Origin of the sequence: Bradyrhizobium sp. Ce-3 (assembly GCF_022835695.1) — a bacterium.
In the GTDB taxonomy this organism is placed as follows: Bacteria; Pseudomonadota; Alphaproteobacteria; order Rhizobiales; family Xanthobacteraceae; genus Bradyrhizobium.
In genome coordinates this window covers 171687-188995 of record NZ_BQUV01000009.1, presented here as the reverse complement: position 1 = coordinate 188995, position 17309 = coordinate 171687, and the positions used below count along the sequence as shown (strand labels likewise).

Genomic DNA, 17309 nt, shown 5'->3' with positions numbered 1-17309 from the left:
CATGGCCAGCCGCAACATCAGCGTCAGCGAGACCAGCCGGCCGAAACTGCCGCGCCATACCAAGCTGAAATTCGACGAGACCCGGCAGGTCTGGGTGATCCTGGCGCCGGAGCGCGTGCTGGCGCCGGACGAAATCGCGGTCGAGGTATTGCAGCTTTGCGACGGCGTGCGCAGCGTCGCCGACATGGTGGACCAGCTCGCGGAAAAATACGCCGCGCCACGCGAGGCGATCGCGACCGACGTGATCACGATGCTGCAGGATCTGGCCGACAAGGGCTTTCTCACCGAAGCGCGCGAGAGCACGGCATGACTGACACGCTCGCCGGCAACAAGACAGCGACGGCAGGCCCGACCGACGGGCTCGCGGTGCTCGAGCAAACGCGCTCGGCGGCCGAGACCTACGGCATCCCGCTCGCGGTGCTGCTCGAGGTCACCCACCGCTGCCCGCTGCAATGCCCCTACTGCTCGAACCCGGTCGAGCTCGACCGCGGCTCGACCGAGCTCACCACCGAGGAATGGAAGAAGGTGCTGAGCGAGCTCGCCGAGCTCGGCGTGCTGCAGGTCCATTTCTCCGGCGGCGAGCCGACCGCGCGCAAGGACATCGTCGAGCTGGTCCAGCATGCGTCCGACGTCGGGCTGTATTCCAACCTGATCACCTCGGCCGTGCTGCTGACCAAAGACAAGCTGTCGGCTCTGGCCGATGCCGGCCTCAGCCATGTGCAGATCAGTTTTCAGGGCAACGAGCCCAACGTCGCCGACCGTGTCGCAGGGCTGAAGGACGCGCACAAGAAGAAGCTCGAGGTCGCGAAATGGACCCGCGAGCTCGACATGCCGCTGACGGTGAATGCCGTGATGCACCGGCAGAACCTGCATCAGCTCCCCGACATCATCCAGATGGCGGTCGATCTCGACGCCGACCGGCTCGAAGTCGCCAACGTGCAGTATTACGGCTGGGCGCTGAAGAACCGCGCCGCGCTGATGCCGACCATCGAGCAGATCGAGGAGACCAGCCGCATCGTCGAGGACGCGCAAGTGCGCCTGAAGGGCACGCTCGCGATCGACTACGTGGTGCCGGATTACTACGCGCTGCGGCCGAAGAAATGCATGGGCGGCTGGGGCCGCCAGTTCTTCAACATCTCGCCGGCCGGCAAGGTGCTGCCGTGCCACGCCGCCGAGAGCATCACCGGGCTCGAATTCGAGTCCGTGCGCTCGAACCATTCGATCGCCTGGATCTGGCAGAACTCGGAGGCCTTCAACCGCTATCGCGGTACCGGCTGGATGCCGGAGCCGTGCAAGTCCTGCGAATTCCGCGAGGACGATTTCGGCGGCTGCCGCTGCCAGGCCTTTGCGCTGACCGGCGATGCCGGCAACACCGACCCGGCCTGCGCACTGTCGCCGCGGCACGAGGAGATCTTCAAGCAGGCCGAGCAGGAATCCGCCGGCACGCAGAACCGCTTCCTCTATCGCAACTTCGCCGGCGGCACGCTGGAGACGGACGAGGAAAAGTCCCAGGACAAATCTCAGGACAAATCCCAGGACAAATCTCATGGCGCCTGACGCTGATGCCGGCAAGGCTGCCAGGCGCGCCGATCCCTTTGCTCCACTCACATCGGAATGGCTCGATGTCGGCGACGGGCACAATTTGCACGTCGAGAGCGTCGGGCGCGAAGGCGGCATCCCCGCGGTCTACCTGCATGGCGGTCCCGGCAGCGGCTGCCAGCCCGATCATCGCCGGCTGTTCGATCCCGAGCGCTTTCACGCCGTGCTGTTCGACCAACGCGGTTGCGGCCGCAGCCGGCCGAAGGGCAGCCGCGACCACAACACGACGCAGCATCTGATCGCCGACATGGAGAAGATCCGCGAGCGCTTCGGCTTTGCGCGCTGGATGGTGGTCGGCGGCTCCTGGGGCGCGACGCTGGCGCTGGCCTATGCGCAAGCGCATCCCGAGCAGGTCAGCGGCCTGGTGCTGCGCGCGACGTTTCTCGGCACGGCTGAGGAACTGGACGATGTGTTCCTGCGCGCCCTGCCGCGCTTCTATCCCTCGCTCTACGAGGACTTCCTGAACTTCCTGCCGGAGGACGAGCGCGCAGCCCCGCTTGCGGCCTATTACCGCCGGATCCTCGATCCCGACGCCGCCGTGCATGCGCAGGCCGCGCGCGCCTGGCACGACACCGAACGCGTGCTGTCGGAGCACACGCCGAAGCAGACCCGGCTTGACCTCAAGGCATCGGGCGCCCTGCCCTCGACGCCGTTCATGGAAGCGCATTACTTCGCCAATAATTGCTTCATGCGGCCGAACCAGCTGATGGAGGACGCCGGCAGGCTCAAAGGCATTCCCGGCATCCTGGTGCAGGGCCGCTACGATCTGCTGTGTCCGCCCGCGACATCGCACGCACTGGCCGCGCGCTGGCCGGGCAGCGAGGTCCGCATCGTCGATGACGCCGGCCACATCCTGTACGATCCCGGCATCCGCAACGCCGTGATGAAGGCAATCGCGGATCTGGCCGCGAAAGCCGTATGAGCGTTGGTCGAATAACAACCGCGACGAGATTGCGCTCCCTCGCCCCGTTCTTACGGGGAGAGGGTTGGGGTGAGGGGCTAGCTCCGCACCGACGGTGAGAGATGGACTCGTGGAGGGTCCCCCTCACCCGGATCGCATCTTCGATACGATCCGACCTCTCCCCGCGCGCGGGGCGAGGTGAAGCAAATGCCGCCGCTCAACTTCCTTAAACCAAATTCAGATCCTTCGGCTTGATGCCGGGGAAGATGCGATCGATGCTGGCCTGCTGCAGGCCGTAGACGCGCTGGATCAGGCCGCCGAAGAACGCCTTGTAGTCGGTCAGAACCGGCAGATCGCGGTTCTGGAACAGCGTCGCCTCCGCGACCTTGACCTGCTCGCCGGCCATCCGACCGCCATTGATGCCGCCGCCCATCACCCAGTAGACGCTGCCATGGCCGTGATCGGTGCCGCGGTTGCCGTTCTCGCGGAAGGTGCGGCCGAATTCGGAGATCACCACCACGACGGTATCGCGCCACATCGCGGGTCCGATCTCCTCGGCGAAACCGGCAAGGCCGCGGCCAAGCTCGCCGAGCCGGTTGGCGAGATAGCCGGTTGCCGCACCCTGCGCGACATGGGTGTCCCAGCCGCCGACGTCGACGAAGCCGAGGTTGAACTGCTCGCGCATCAGGTGCCCGATCCGTCGCGCCGACAGCTCGAAGCCATGCGGTGACACCGCACCGCGGTTCGCCGCCGCCATTTCCTCGGAGACGGATTTATAGACGTCGTCGCGGACGCGAAAGCCTTCCGACACCGAGTTCGCAAGACTGCCCTGCGTGTACATCCCCTTGATCAGCTGCGCCTGACGGTCGTCGACCCCGGGCTTGCTGACGCTCGCGATCGAGGTGTTTGGGACCTGGGCCTGGCCGCGGAAGATCAGCGGCAGCTGATCGGTGAAGGCGATCGGCTTCACCCGTGCCAGTTCATGTGCCAGCCGGCTCATGAAGCCGGAGCGATAATCGCGGCCACCGCCGACCGATTGCCCGAGCTCGATCGTGTCCTGGGTCTCGAAATGGCTGCGCGAGAGGTCGTCGGTGCAGCCGACGAACGGCACGAACGCGATCTCGCGCTTGGCCCACAACGGATAGATCGAATCGCGCAAGCTTGGATGCAGGCCCCATTCGGCATCGAGCGCCAGCGCCGCGTTCGGATTGCCGGCATCGGGCCGCGCGACCGCGAGCGTCGGGCGCGCGGCGTAATAGAACTCGCTGCCGACCGGTGCGATCACATTGGCCGCGTCATAGGCGCCGCGCAGGAACACGACGAGCATGCGCGCATCGGTCGCGGGCGCCGCCCAGACCCGGCCGGCAACGGTGAGCGAGGCGGAAGCAGCGAAGGCCTTGATCAGTTCACGGCGGTTCATTGGCGAACCTCCCCTTTCAGTGCATGAACTCGGGTGACGACAGGAAGAGCGTGTTCCAGTCCTGCGGCGAGACCGCCTGGTCGAGCGCGGCGAGCGTGGTCGGGCTCAGCGTCTGCCTGAGATTGCTGAAATAGAGTCCGTTCATGACCTGCGGAAACGCGGGCTGGTCGACGGCATTGGGTTCGTTCGGCTTGAACAGCCCGGCCGAGCCCGAGCCGACCGCGCGCGCGATCTCGAACCGCAACATCATCTGCCCTGGGCCGTTCCAGGCCGTCGACAGCATCGAGTAGCCGTCAGGCGTCTCGTGGTTGAACAGTCCTTCCGACAGGCGGTTGAGCCAGCCCTGGATCGGCATCGTGTTGAGGATGACCTTGGTGTCGTAAGCGAGCCGCACGGCCGAGATCACGTAGAGCACGGGATCCTTGAACTTGGCGCCATCCTTCAGCGTCGCGGTGAATTCCGGCGCATGCACCAGCGTCGACATCACGGCCGCGATATCCCCGTCGCTCTGCTGGAAGGTCTGCGCCATGCGCTGAACCAGCGCGTCCGGCGGGTTGTCGGATACGAAGTAGGTGGCGAGCTGCCTTGCGATGTGCGTCGCGGTTGCCGGGTGATGACAGAGGATGTCGAGGGCTTCGTCGACCTCCGCGAGACCCCTGCCCTTGATCTGATGGCCGAGGAAGGTCTTGTCGCCATAGTCATGGCGCGCCGGATTGAACTCGAAGCCGCCTTCACGAACGAGCTGGGACTGCAGCTCCGGCTTCACCTTGGGGTCTTCCGACGCGAAATCGACGCCGACGCCGGTAAGGATCCGCGCCAGCGCCTCGACGTCGGCTTGGGTATAGCCGGATCCGACGCCCATCGTGTGCAGCTCCATGATCTCGCGGGCGTAGTTCTCGTTGAGGTGGCCGGCCGCATTGTCGGCATTGTCGAGATAGCGCAGCATGACCGGATGATGCAGCGTCGCCGACAGCAGGGTGCGGAACTTGCCGAGCGCATAGGCGCGGATCGCGTGATCCTCGTAGTCGCCGATCAGCACGCGGATCATGGCCTTGTACTGAAACGCATTGAAGTGGTTGTACCAGAACCAGGTCATCCGCTCGCGGAGTTGATCCGGCGCATACAGCGCGCGCAGGATGGTGCGCGCCGCGGCCTGCTTGACGCGATCGTTCATCCCCTGCTGAAACACCGTCTGCGCCGCCCGGCGCTGCTCGGGGTCGGCGACCTGGTTGGCCGACTTCGCCTGCAGGTCGAAGGTCACCGCGATATCGAACGGGAAGCGATGCACATCCGGCATCGCCTCGATCTGCTTCTGCACGGCGGCCGGCAAGACGGAGTTGGCCGGATGCAGCTGCTCTTGCAGCCAGCGTTCGGTGCCGATCTCGCGCAGATGCGCCGCGCTCGAGGCGCTGACGCCCCAGCTCAGGCGATCGAGCAGCGCGATATCCTGCGCCGTGAGCTCGGCCGCCCGCGCCGGCTGGTGGAAAACCACCAGCCCCGCGATCGCTCCGATCACCAGTTTCGCTGAAGTCCGTAATCCGAGTGTGGCCGTGATGCTCATGAAGGCTGACCTGCCCGGCTCATGGTGTCAGGCCCTCAGTGTTTGCATTTGCCGGGAGGGCATGCCGGCGCGGCGCGGGGTGCCGCGGGCCTTGGCGGCGGTGCTGCACGTTGCGCCTGCATCGCCGGCCTCGGTGGCGGCGGCGCAGCGCGTGGCGCCGGAGCGGGTGCCGGACGGGGCGCAACGGCTGCGGCACGCGGCGGCGGAGGCGCGGCGCGTGGCGGCGCTGCGACACGCGGCGGTGCCGGACGCGAGACCGGTGGCGGCGATACTGTGGCATGCGCGGGTGCCGTGCGCGCAGCCGGTGTCGGCCGTGCCGATGTCGCGCGGTTCGCCGGCGGCGGCGCCGTCGCGGGCTTCACGTTTGCAGTCGGCGCGGTCGCGGCATGGTTGAGCTGTTGCCGCCCCGGCCTGCCGGCGGTCGCCGGCGAGGCCGGCGCGTTGGTCGCGGGAGCAGGGCCGGGCTTGCCCGGAGCAGCCGGTTGCGTCGTGGCAGGCGCCATGGCGGTCGCCGGCTTGCCGGGCGTGACCGCATTCGGCTTTGCGCCAGGCTGCGTGGTGCCGGGTTGCGCGGTGCCAGGTTGTGTAGCGCCCGGCTGCACGGCGCCATGCTGCGGCGTCGCATTGGCCGGCGCGGTCGCCGATTGCGGCAGCGGCGGTCCATTCTTCGCACCCGGCAAGGTGTGCGCACCCGGCGCGCCGATCGCATTCGGCGCGGTGGCGGCGTTCGGCGCAGCACCGGGTGCGCCCATCGCCGCGCCCTGTGCGGGCGTCACGCCTTGCGGACCGCCCGGCCGCGCCAGATTGGCGCGCTGCATCGCCGCGGCCGGCAGTTGCGGTGCCGCCGTCACCGGTGCGCCGCCCATTGCCGCCGTCACACCAGCGGCATGGAGCTGCGCCGGCGTCGGGTTCGGATTGTTGATCACCGTGTTGATCACCGTCGTGTTGTGGATGTTGTTGAACACGATGTTGTTCTGCGGCGGCACGACATAGGCCGGCGCGGCGACATAGGCCGGCATCGCCACGAAGAACGGCGTCGGCAGCACGAACAGGCCGATCGGCGGCGGCGGTGGCGGCAGCACGACGAAGTCCGGCGGCGGCGGCGGCAGGAAGAACACCGGCGGCGGCGGGGGCGGCGCGAAGGCGAATACCGGATCGCTGTAGTAAAGCACCGGGCGGTCGACATAGACGATCTCGTCGGGCGGCGGCGGCGGCACGTCGTAGTCGAGCGCCGTGAACTGCGCCGGCGGCTCCAGTGCGGCCGACAAATAGGCGAGCCGGCGCCTTGCGTCGTAAGCATGCGGCCCGCGCGGATAGCGCCGCAGATACGACCAGTACGCATCGGGCGTGTCGGCGTTGTAGGTGCGCCGCCAGGTGATGGCCTCACGCCGCGCCGCCACGATCGCGCGCACCCGCTTGGCCAGCGGATCGGTCGGATAGGCCTGCAGATAATCCTCATAGCCTTGCAGCGTGTCGCGCTCCAGCGCCGCGGCATAGGCGTCCTGCGCCGGGAAGTCGCGGATCGGCTTGGTGCGCAGTCCGGCATCGACCTGCTGCGGCGGCGCATCCGGCTTGCGCTCGAAGAACATGAAGGGCGTATCGACCTTCTGCGCATTCCACGGGATCTCGGCGCCCTTGGTCATCTCGTTGACGCGCAGGCGAACGCGGTCGAACACCTCGGGCAAGGTGAGGCCGCCGGCGCGGATCATTTCTGCCAGCGCCTGCGCATAGGGCCCGTAGGGCGGCGCACCGTCGGCGGCAACGGTGCCGGGCGCCGAGTTGAAGGCGATCAGCATTTTTGGGTCCGGATCGACCAGCGCAAGACCGCCGGCCAGCGGCTGGCCGTCCTTGGCGAACGGATTGCTGCGCGCCGCATCGAGCACGATCACGCCGGCCTTGATCGGCAGCGCCGAGAGCTGATGGCTGTAATCTGAGATACGGATCGCCTCGACCGGCACGTCGGTGTCGCGGGCGATCTTGGCGTCGACCGGCACGAAGTAGTTCTCGCCGGTGAGCTGCACGCCGTAACCGGCGAGGTAGACGAAGGCCACCGCATTGGGCCCGGCGTCCTGCACCTTCTGGATGAAGTCGCGGAACGATTTGCGCAGCGTCTCGCCGTCGAGATCACGCGCGCCGATCACGTCGAAGCCGGCGGCCTGCAAGGTCTGTGCGATCAACCCGGCATCGTTGGCCGCGGTCTGCAACGCACCGGCCTGATAGGCGCCGTTGCCGATGACGAGCGCGAGGCGCTTCTCCTGATCCTCTGCGTGGACGGGAAGCGACGCGAGCGACAGCATCCCGACGATCAATGCCCACAGAATGCGCGCCATGGCGGTCGTTCCTTTTGTTCTCAAGCGTTGGCGAAACGAATGGAAATGCTACCTCTGTGAACCGGCGCTGAACAGCACGGCAGCAATTGTGGCAATCCTCCGTCTGCACGGTCTCGGGCAAACGGGAACCGGCTTCCCCGGCGTGCGCAGGTCAGCGATATTGTGCAGATAAAACAGGCAAAAAAGGAGCGCTCGATGCCAATCGCCGGACAAGGCATGCTGCTGACCTCGATGGATATCGACAGCTTACACGAAGCTGAATTCAATCGCTGGTACGACCGCGAGCATCTCGAAGAACGCGTCGCGATCGACGGATTCCTGGAGGCCCGCCGCTACGTCGCCCAGGACGGCAAGCCGAAATATCTAAGCCTGTATTCGACCGCGACCTTCGACGTGCTCGAGAGCCCGGCCTACCGCAAGGCCCTCGCCAGCCAGACCGAGTGGTCGAAGGCCAACATCGCGCGCTTCCAGAACATGATCCGCGGCGTGGCGCGCATCACGATCAGCCGCGGCGTCGGCCGAGGTGCGGCACTTGGTATCATCCGCCTGCGCCCGCCGGCCGACGGCGCCGACAAACTTCGCGCTGCATTGCGGGAGCAACTCGATCCAGCCGCGCGCGACGGCATCATCTCGATGCACCTGCTGGAGAATGATCCCGTGTTGTCGAAGCCGCTGACGCCGGACGCCGACAAGGCCGATCCCGGCGCCGGCGACTGGTTCGTCCTGATCGACGCCACCGATGTCGGCGTGGTCCCTGCTGCCGCAGCAAGCATTACCGGCAACGCTGCCTTGAAGCCGCTCGTGGTCACCAGCGGCGTCTACAGGCTGTTGTGGGATATCGCGAAGAGCGATCTTCCGTGCGCGTGACAGCGTGATGTGGCGGCGCGCTCATGCTGCACCGCCACATAACGCAATCGAGATTAACGCTACACGCGCATCAGCCGCGCGAAAGCTGATGATCGGACAATTTAGCCTTTGCCTTCTCTGGAACGGCTCTAATAAGATAAGCCTATGATCCAATTCAAAAACCAGAACAACGCCACGTGAGCGTTCGTCGTCAACGATAAGGCCGCGCGGTCAGGCATTTTCGCGCGGGTCAAAGGTAGGAATGAAACCGACTGATATCTCGGCGCCGGATTACTTTCATAAAGTAGTCGATTGCCAATGGGCCTGCCCCGCACACACCCCTGTTCCCGAGTACATCCGGTTGATTGCTGAGGGGCGTTACAGCGACGCCTACATGATCAATTGGCAGTCCAACGTGTTCCCCGGGATTCTCGGGCGCACCTGTGACCGTCCATGCGAGCCGGCGTGCCGGCGCGGGCGCGTCGAGGAGACCCCCGTTGCAATCTGCCGCCTGAAGCGCGTCGCCGCCGACTTCAAGGACGACATCAAGCATCGGCTGCCGAAGCCCGGACCGAAGAACGGCAAGCGCATCGCGCTGGTCGGCGGCGGCCCCGCCTCGCTCGCCGTGGCGCGCGATCTCGCTCCGCTCGGCTATCACTGCACCGTGTTCGACGGCGATCCCAAGGCCGGCGGCATGATGCGCAGCCAGATTCCGAAATTCCGCCTGCCCGACAGCGTGATCGACGAGGAGACCGGGTACATCCTGGGCCTCGGCGTCGAGTTCAAGGGCGGCCAGCGCGTCGACAGTCTGAAGCAGCTGCTCGCCGAGAACTATGACGCGATCTTCGTCGGAAGCGGCGCGCCGCGCGGCCGCGAGCTCGACATTCCCGGCCGCAAGGAGGCCGCCGCCAACATCCATATCGGCATCGAGTGGCTGGCCAACGTGTCGTTCGGCCATGTCGACAAGATCGGCCGCCGCGTCATCGTGCTCGGCGGCGGCAACACCGCGATGGATTGCTGCCGCACCGCGCGCCGGCTCGGCGGCGAGATGGTCAAGGTGGTCGTCCGCTCCGGCTTCGAGGAAATGAAGGCCTCGCCGTGGGAAAAGGAAGACGCCATCCACGAGGACATTCCGATCCTCAACTACATGGTGCCGGTGTCATTCAAGCATGTCGCCGGCAAGCTGATCGGCGTCACCTTCCAGAAGGTCAGGGCCGAATACGACGACAAGGGCCGGCGCAACCTGGTGCCCTCGGGCGAGCCGGACGAGACCATCCCCTGCGACGATGTGCTCGTTGCGGTCGGCCAGGAGAATGCGTTCCCCTGGATCGAAGCCGATTGCGGCATCGAATTCGACAAGTGGCACATGCCGAAGGTCGACCCCAAGACGTTCGTCTCGACCAATCCGAAGGTGTTCTTCGGCGGCGACGCGGCGTTCGGGCCGAAGAATATCATCTGGGCGGTGGCGCACGGCCACGATGCGGCGCTTTCCATTCACAAAATGCTGTCCGGCGAGGACATCAACGAGCGCCCGCTGCCCGAGGTGCACGTCTCCTCGCAGAAGATGGGCATCCATGAGTGGAGCTACGACAACGACATCTCCGCCGACAAGCGCTTCAAGGTGCCGCATCGCGACAAGGTGGTCGCGCTGAAGGACATCCGCGCCGAGGTCGAGCTCGGCTACGACCTCAAGCTCGCACTCGGCGAGGCGCAGCGCTGCCTGAATTGCGACGTGCAGACGGTGTTTGCCGCGCCGCTCTGCATCGAATGCGACGCCTGCGTCGACATCTGTCCGATGGACTGCATCAGCTTCACCGAGAACGGCGAGGAGGATGATTTGCGGCAGCGCCTGAAGGCGCCCTCGCCGCATCACGACCAGGCGCTCTACGTCTCCGGCGACCTGAAGACCGGCCGCGTCATGGTGAAAGACGAAGACGTCTGCCTCCATTGCGGACTGTGTGCCGAGCGCTGCCCGACCGGCGCCTGGGACATGCAGAAGTACCTCATCGATATGGTTCAAGCGGGATCAACATGTCAGTCCAAAGCCCGATCAGCAGCGTAAACGACTTCGTCGTCCGCTTCGCCAACGTCAACGGTTCGGGCTCGGCCTCCGCCAACGAACTGTTCGCGCGTTCGATCCTGCGCCACGGCGTGCCGGTTAGTCCACGCAACATCTTCCCGTCCAACATCCAGGGCCTGCCGACCTGGTACGAGGTGCGCGTCACCGAGGACGGCCATCTCGGCGCCCGCGGCGGCGTCGACATGATGGTGGCGATGAACCCGCAGACCTGGGACAAGGACGTCGCCTCAATCGAGCCCGGCGGCTACCTGTTCTACGATTCGACCAAGCCGATGCCGACGTCGAAATTCCGCGAGGACATCACGGTGATCGGCGTGCCGCTGACCGCGATCACCAATTCGACCTACACCGATCCCAGGCAGCGCCAGCTGTTCAAGAACATCATCTATCTCGGCGCGCTCTGCGCGCTGCTCGACCTCGATCCCAAGCTGGTCGAGCAGCTGATCGGCGAGCAGTACAAGGGCAAGGAGAAGCTGCTGTCCTCCAACGTCCACGCGCTGCATCTCGGCCGCGACTGGGCGTTGCAGAACCTGAAATGCCCGCTCGGGCTGCGGGTGAAGAAGTCCGACAAGGTCGGCGACCGCATCTTCATCGAGGGCAACAGCGCCGCGGCGCTCGGCGCCGTCTATGGCGGCGCCACGGTGTGCGCCTGGTATCCGATCACGCCGTCATCGTCGGTGGCGGAAGCCTTCACCAGCCACTGCAAGAAGTACCGCCACGATGGCGAGACCGGCAAGGCGAAGTACGCGATCGTACAGGGCGAGGACGAGCTCGCCTCGATCGGCATCGTGATCGGCGCCTCCTGGAACGGCGCGCGGGCCTTCACCGCGACCTCGGGCCCGGGCATCTCGCTGATGACCGAGTTCATCGGCCTGTCCTACTTCGCCGAGATCCCGGCCGTGATCATGAACATCCAGCGCGCCGGCCCCTCGACGGGCATGCCGACCCGCACCCAGCAATGCGACGTGATCGCCTGCGCCTATGCCTCGCATGGCGACACCAAGCACGTGCTGCTGTTCCCGGAAGATCCGGCCGAGGCGTTCGAGTTCGCCGCTGCCGCGTTCGATCTCGCCGAGCGGCTGCAGACCACGATCTTCCTGATGCTCGATCTCGACATCGGCATGAACCACCGGCTGTGCCGCCCGCTGAAATGGGACGACGCCAAGCAGTACGACCGCGGCAAGGTGATGACGGCGGAGATGCTCGAGGAAGGCCGCGACTTCGGCCGCTATCTCGACGTCGATGGCGACGGCATCCCCTATCGCACCTATCCCGGCACGCATCCGACCAAGGGCTCCTACTTCACCCGCGGCACCTCGCGCGACCGCTACGCGCGCTATTCCGAGGAAGGCGCGGTCTACGCCGACAACATGCAGCGCCTGGTGCGCAAGTTCGAGACCGCGCAGGACATGGTGCCGCGGCCGCTGCAGGCCAATGCGGCGAAGCCGACCAAATACGGCGTGCTGTATTTCGGCTCGACCTCGCCCGCGATGGACGAGGCGATCGGGATCCTGGAGGCGCGCGGCCATCAGCTCGACCGCATGCGGATCCGCGCCTTCCCGTTCCACTCCAGCGTCGCGAGCTTCATCGCCGACCACGACTTCGTCTACGTGGTCGAGCAGAACCGCGACGCGCAGCTTCGCCAATTGATCGTCAACGAGAACGGCATCGACCCCGTCAGGCTGGTGCCGATCCTGCACTATGACGGCACGCCGATCACCGCGCGCTTCATCGCCAATTCGATCGGCGACCACCAGGATCATCTCAAGGTGACCCCTCTCCGCAAGGCCGTGACATGACCTACATCGCAAAGCCGAAGTTTCATCATCCCGGCCTGAAGAAGAACGAGCTGGGCTACACCCATCGCGACTACGAGGGGAAGATCTCGACGCTGTGCGCCGGCTGCGGCCACGATTCGATCACCGCATCGATCATCGAGGCCTGCTACGAGCTCTCGATCGAACCGCACCGGGTGGCGAAGATTTCCGGCATCGGCTGCTCGTCGAAGACGCCGGACTATTTCCTCGGCAATTCGCACGGCTTCAATTCGGTGCATGGCCGCATGCCGTCGGTCTTGACCGGCGCCAACCTCGCCAACCGCGACCTGATCTATCTCGGCGTCTCCGGCGACGGCGACAGCGCCTCGATCGGCTTCGGCCAGTTCGCGCACTCGATCCGCCGCGCCGTCAACATGACCTACATCGTCGAGAACAACGGCGTGTACGGCCTGACCAAGGGCCAGTTCTCGGCCACCGCCGACCGTGGCTCGAAGTCCAAGAAGGGCGTCACCAACACCGACAACGCGATCGACCTGGTCGCGATCGCGCTGCAGCTCGGGGCCACCTTCGTGGCGCGCAGCTTCTCCGGTGACAAGACGCAATTGGTTCCGTTGATTGCCGCCGCGATCCGCCACAAGGGCGCGTCCTTCATCGACGTGATCAGCCCCTGCATCGCCTTCAACAACCACGCCGGCTCGACCAAGAGTTTTGACTATGTCCGCGAGCACAATGACGCGGTGAACCGGCTCGACGTGCTGGTCGGCCGCGAACCGATCAGCGTCGACTACGCGCCCGGCACCGTGCAGGTGGTCGAGCAGCACGACGGCTCCAGGCTGGCGCTGCGCAAGCTCGATGCCGACTACGATCCGCATGATCGGCTCGGCGCCCAGACCTTCCTGCAGAAGCACGCGGCCAAGGGCCAGATCGTCACCGGGCTGCTTTACGTCGATCCGGATGCCGAGGATTTGCACACCCATCTCGACACTGTCGAGACGCCGCTCAACACGCTGGACGAACAGGCGCTGTGCCCCGGCTCAGCCGTGCTCGACAAGATCAACGCCAGCTTGCGGTGACGAGAACACGACCGGTCTCGTCTTCCGCGCGCGGGCGGCGGCGAGATAGGCGTTGCAGGTCCTGAGCAACTCGTCGGCATTGACCGCCAGCGTGCCGGTGCTGATTGGGATGCCCTCCAACCCGAGCATCTTGTTCAGGGCGATCAGCGTGCGCCCGGTGGTAGTCGTAGCCGATTGGCTCATCGCGGCCGGACTCAACTTCAGCACAAGAAACTGTTCGCGACGAACCTGCCAAGTGGAGATTGCCTCGACCGACTGCCAGGGCAGGAACTTCCATGACGACCGTGTATCGCGGATGCCATCGCGGGTGATGAAAAGCACTGGTGTCTTGGGCGACAAAAGGTTCCAGCCAGCGACGCAAGCTCCGAGCCCAAAGAAAACAAGACCGACATAGCCGGCCACGACGGTGCCGGTCTCGGGCGCTTTGCCGGAAAAACGATCAAACACTATGGCCGTGCTAATCAGCGTAAGAGCGACGCCGGCGAACAACAGGCCAAGCATTCGCCAGAAGGAATTGCCGATCTCGACATCAGGCAGATATTGACCAGGTCGCATGGCTTGGACGCACTCCCGGACACCAGCAGTCTCGATGATCCACACTGGTCCGGCACGCGTTAAAATTGCATTTCTATAACCGATCGAAACCTATCGCTGATCGTGGCCGCCAACCGGCTGAGATCGGACCTTCCGAACGCTGTCGGAAGGCCCGGTTGCGTTCATCCGGCTACTTGTCGCTCAGCACGTCGCCGAACAGCGCCCAGGACTTGCCGTCGAACCGCGCCATCTGGATCTGGCGGATCGGCGTCACGTTGTCGGGCTCGGTCTGCACCTTGATGCCCGGCAGCAGCATCGGCAGTTCGAGCGGCTTCAGATTGGTCGCCTGCTTGATGATGTTGTCGCGGCTGTAATCGCCGTTGCAGTTCTTCAGCACCGCCGCCATCACCTGCGCGACCGTGTAGCCCTGCACGTTGAACAGATCGCCCGCGCTCGCATTCGGCTGATACTTCTTCATCCAGGCGGAGAACTCCTGCTGTGCGGGATCGTTGGCCCAGCGCGGATCGGTCGGGTCCTTCAGATAGAGCCCGGTCACGACGCCGATGACGTTCTCGAGCCCGGCCGGCTCGAGCACGGCGGAGACCGAGTTGGAGACGGTCGGCAGGATCGTGAGCGGCTTCCAGCCCATGCTCGCCGCCTTGCGCAGCGCCTGCGCTGCGAATTTCGGCGTCGCCTCGGCGAAGAACACGTCGGCACCGGACTCGCGCATCGTCACCATCTGGGAATCGATGGTCGGATCTGTCGTGAGGTAGGTGGTCTCCGCGACGATCTGGCCGACATGCTCGCCGAGCCCGTCCTTGAAGCCCTTCAGATAGTCCTTGCCGGCATCCTCGTTCGGCGTGATGACGGCGATCTTGGCGTCCGGCTTGGTCTGCAGGATGTATTTTGCGTAGAGCCGGCCTTCGAGCTCGTAGGTCGGATTGAAACCGACCGTCCACGGGAACTGCTTCGGATCGTTCCAGCGCGTCGCGCCTGACGATACGAACAGCTGCGGCACATGCTTGATGTTCAGGTACTTCTGCACGGAGATGTTCGGCGCGGTGCCGACCGCGCTGAAGATCGCAAGCACCTCGTCCTGCTCGACGAGCTTGCGGGTCTGCTCGACCGTCTTCGACGGCGAATAGGCGTCGTCGAGACTCTCGAACTCGATCTTGCGGCCGTTGATGCCGCCCTGATCGTTGAGCATCTGGAAATAGGCGGCCTCGGCGCGTGCGATGGTGCCGTAGGCCGACGCGGGGCCGCTGTAGGGCGCGGTGTTTCCGATCCTGATGACGCTTTCGGCTGCGATGGATGGCGAGTTCGACGAAGTCGCGAGCGCGGCGACGGCGAGGAAGCCCGCCAGGCGGGAGCGAGTTGACAAGGGCATATCCTTTTCTTGGTTTTCTTGACGCGGCGCACCTTATCAACCGCGCCTGCGCAGGCAATCACCAAGAACGCCTCGCGAAATGCCCGCATGACGGCATCGCGTTCGCGCATGGCACGTGATGCGATTGCAAACCCGGATTGTTGCCGTGATGTTCATGATGTGAGCCTTCGATGGAAACGAAGGTTCACCGAGCAAGACCAGCATTCCGCGCGGCGGTCTGCGCCGCGCTCACGATCGCGAGAGCGTGATCCTCAGGCCGCGACCGCCGCCGCACGCGGGCTGACCACGTATTCCTTCAGCACCTTGTCGGTGCCGTCGACTTCAGTCAGCGCAACGTCGTAGGACCACAGATCGGCGAGATGCTGCAGCACGCGCCGCGTGTCTGTCTCGTTGAGCTGCGCGCCCTTCACGGTGGTGTGACGCAGCATCAACCGGCGATCGCCGTCGAGATCGACATCCATGACCTCGATATTGGCGTCGACGAAACCGACATCATATTGCCGCGCCAGCTCGCGCCGCACCCGGCGGTAGCCGCGCTCGTCATGGATCGCATCGACCTTGATGCCCTGGCTTTCCGCGGGGTCGTCGTGCAGGTGGAACATGCGGAAGCGGCGGATCAGCGCCGGGCTGAGGTACTGGTTGATGAAGCTCTCGTCGCGGTAATTGCTCCAGATCTCGCGCAGCACGCCCTCGACGTCGCCCTTGCCGGCGATGTCGGGGAACCAGTCGCGATCCTCGTCCTCCGGAGTCTTCACGATGCGCTCGATGTCCTGCATCATGGCAAAGCCGAGCGCATAAGGATTGAAGCCGGAATAGCGGCGATCGTCGAACTCGGGCTGGAACACCACGTTGGTGTGCGACTGCAGGAATTCGAGGAAGTTGCCGTCGGTGATCCGGCCCTGCTGATGCAGCCGGCTCATGATGCGGTAATGCACGTAGGTCGCGGTGCCCTCGTTCATCACCTTGGTCTGGCCCTGTGGGTAGAAGTACTGCGCGATGTGACGCACGATGCGGATCAGCTCGCGCTGCCAGGGGGCAAGGCGCGGCGCGGTCTTCTCGAGGAAGTAGAGGATGTTCTCCTGCGGCAGGCCGAGCAGCGCGCGGCGGCGCTCGGCGGTGAGTGTCGCCTTGCTCTTGGCCTTGGCGTTCGGCACCGTCCGCCACAGATCGTTGAACACCGCTTCCTCGTGCTGCCGGCGCTCGCCGGCCCGCTTCTCCTCGGCCCGCAGGTCGAGCGTCTTCTTGCCGGGATAGCGGTCGACGCCATGCGACATCAGCGCATGCGCGGCATCGAGCGTCCGCTCCACCGTCTCGCGGCCATGGCGGTCCTCACAGGCCGCGATGTAGCCCTTGGCGAATTCGAGATAGTCGAGGATGCCGTCGGCGTCGGTCCACTGCTTGAACAGATAGTTGTTCTTGAAGAAGTGATTGTGGCCGAACGCCGCGTGCGCGATCACCAGCGTCTGCATCGTCGCCGTGTTCTCCTCCATCAGATAGGAGATGCACGGCGAGGAATTGATCACGATCTCATAGGCGAGGCCCATCAGGCCCTTGCGATAGGACGCTTCCTGGAAGGCGAACTGCTTGCCGAACGACCAGTGCTTGTAGAACAGCGGCATGCCGACCGAGGAATAGGCATCGAGCATCTGCTCGGCGGTGATCACCTCGATCTGGTTGGGATAGACGTCGAGCCCGAGCTCCTTGCGCGCGATCTCCTCGCAGGCATCGTGAATCCGCTGCAGCGTCTGGAAATCCCAGTCGGCGCCCTCGAACAGCCGTTCGCCGGAAGACCCCATCAAC

Annotated in this window: 13 protein-coding genes; 7 read left to right on the top strand and 6 right to left on the bottom strand. The window is 65.1% G+C overall.

Annotated elements, in window-relative coordinates; translation table 11 throughout:
- Nucleotide 1 precedes the first annotated feature (1 nt).
- The 3 genes from pqqD to pip are packed head-to-tail and all read left to right on the top strand — an operon-like array spanning nucleotide 2 to nucleotide 2521.
- Nucleotides 2–310, top strand: a complete 309-nt coding sequence (gene pqqD, locus BRSPCE3_RS28400) for a pyrroloquinoline quinone biosynthesis peptide chaperone PqqD (RefSeq protein ID WP_244069652.1) — start codon at nucleotides 2–4, stop codon at nucleotides 308–310.
- Nucleotides 307–1557: a pyrroloquinoline quinone biosynthesis protein PqqE gene (pqqE, locus tag BRSPCE3_RS28395; protein WP_244069651.1), complete on the top strand. Its 1251-nt coding sequence runs from the start codon at nucleotides 307–309 to the stop codon at nucleotides 1555–1557. The genes pqqD and pqqE overlap by 4 nt, the downstream gene beginning before the upstream one ends.
- Complete coding sequence (pip, locus tag BRSPCE3_RS28390; RefSeq protein ID WP_244069650.1) at nucleotides 1547–2521, top strand: prolyl aminopeptidase; 975 nt, start codon at nucleotides 1547–1549, stop codon at nucleotides 2519–2521. The genes pqqE and pip overlap by 11 nt, the downstream gene beginning before the upstream one ends.
- Before the next feature lie 205 nt (nucleotides 2522–2726).
- Here pip and BRSPCE3_RS28385 read toward each other — a convergent pair whose 3' ends face one another.
- The 3 genes from BRSPCE3_RS28385 to BRSPCE3_RS28375 are packed head-to-tail and all read right to left on the bottom strand — an operon-like array spanning nucleotide 2727 to nucleotide 7811.
- Entirely contained in the window at nucleotides 2727–3920 is a 1194-nt protein-coding gene (locus BRSPCE3_RS28385; protein WP_244069649.1) for a DUF1501 domain-containing protein, read from the bottom strand.
- Between the two features lie 16 nt (nucleotides 3921–3936).
- Nucleotides 3937–5481 carry a DUF1800 domain-containing protein gene (locus BRSPCE3_RS28380; RefSeq protein ID WP_244069648.1) on the bottom strand — a complete coding sequence of 515 codons (1545 nt, stop codon included), beginning with the start codon at nucleotides 5479–5481 and terminating at the stop codon, nucleotides 3937–3939.
- A 35-nt stretch (nucleotides 5482–5516) separates the two neighbouring features.
- Nucleotides 5517–7811: a caspase domain-containing protein gene (locus BRSPCE3_RS28375; protein WP_244069647.1), complete on the bottom strand. Its 2295-nt coding sequence runs from the start codon at nucleotides 7809–7811 to the stop codon at nucleotides 5517–5519.
- Nucleotides 7812–8006: 195 nt separating this feature from the next.
- On the opposite strand from BRSPCE3_RS28375, the gene BRSPCE3_RS28370 reads away from it, so the two are divergent.
- The 4 genes from BRSPCE3_RS28370 (at nucleotide 8007) to BRSPCE3_RS28355 (ending at nucleotide 13588) form a co-directional block, all read left to right on the top strand.
- Nucleotides 8007–8678 carry a DUF4286 family protein gene (locus tag BRSPCE3_RS28370; RefSeq protein ID WP_244069646.1) on the top strand — a complete coding sequence of 224 codons (672 nt, stop codon included), beginning with the start codon at nucleotides 8007–8009 and terminating at the stop codon, nucleotides 8676–8678.
- 241 nt (nucleotides 8679–8919) lie between these two features.
- Nucleotides 8920–10719 carry an FAD-dependent oxidoreductase gene (locus BRSPCE3_RS28365; RefSeq protein WP_244069645.1) on the top strand — a complete coding sequence of 600 codons (1800 nt, stop codon included), beginning with the start codon at nucleotides 8920–8922 and terminating at the stop codon, nucleotides 10717–10719.
- Complete coding sequence (locus tag BRSPCE3_RS28360) at nucleotides 10689–12536, top strand: 2-oxoacid:acceptor oxidoreductase subunit alpha (protein ID WP_244069644.1); 1848 nt, start codon at nucleotides 10689–10691, stop codon at nucleotides 12534–12536. The genes BRSPCE3_RS28365 and BRSPCE3_RS28360 overlap by 31 nt, the downstream gene beginning before the upstream one ends.
- A complete protein-coding gene (locus BRSPCE3_RS28355) occupies nucleotides 12533–13588 on the top strand; it encodes a 2-oxoacid:ferredoxin oxidoreductase subunit beta (RefSeq protein WP_244069643.1) in 1056 nt (351 codons plus the stop codon). The genes BRSPCE3_RS28360 and BRSPCE3_RS28355 overlap by 4 nt, the downstream gene beginning before the upstream one ends.
- Here BRSPCE3_RS28355 and BRSPCE3_RS28350 read toward each other — a convergent pair.
- From BRSPCE3_RS28350 to BRSPCE3_RS28340, 3 genes are all read right to left on the bottom strand, one after another.
- The gene (locus BRSPCE3_RS28350) at nucleotides 13550–14143 is read right to left on the bottom strand and encodes an STM3941 family protein (protein ID WP_244069642.1); all 594 of its coding nucleotides are present in this window, start codon (nucleotides 14141–14143) and stop codon (nucleotides 13550–13552) included. The genes BRSPCE3_RS28355 and BRSPCE3_RS28350 overlap by 39 nt on opposite strands.
- 169 nt (nucleotides 14144–14312) lie before the next feature.
- The gene (locus BRSPCE3_RS28345; RefSeq protein WP_244069641.1) at nucleotides 14313–15509 is read right to left on the bottom strand and encodes an ABC transporter substrate-binding protein; all 1197 of its coding nucleotides are present in this window, start codon (nucleotides 15507–15509) and stop codon (nucleotides 14313–14315) included.
- A gap of 251 nt (nucleotides 15510–15760) precedes the next feature.
- Complete coding sequence (locus tag BRSPCE3_RS28340) at nucleotides 15761–17305, bottom strand: SpoVR family protein (protein WP_244069640.1); 1545 nt, start codon at nucleotides 17303–17305, stop codon at nucleotides 15761–15763.
- Nucleotides 17306–17309: the final 4 nt, after the last annotated feature.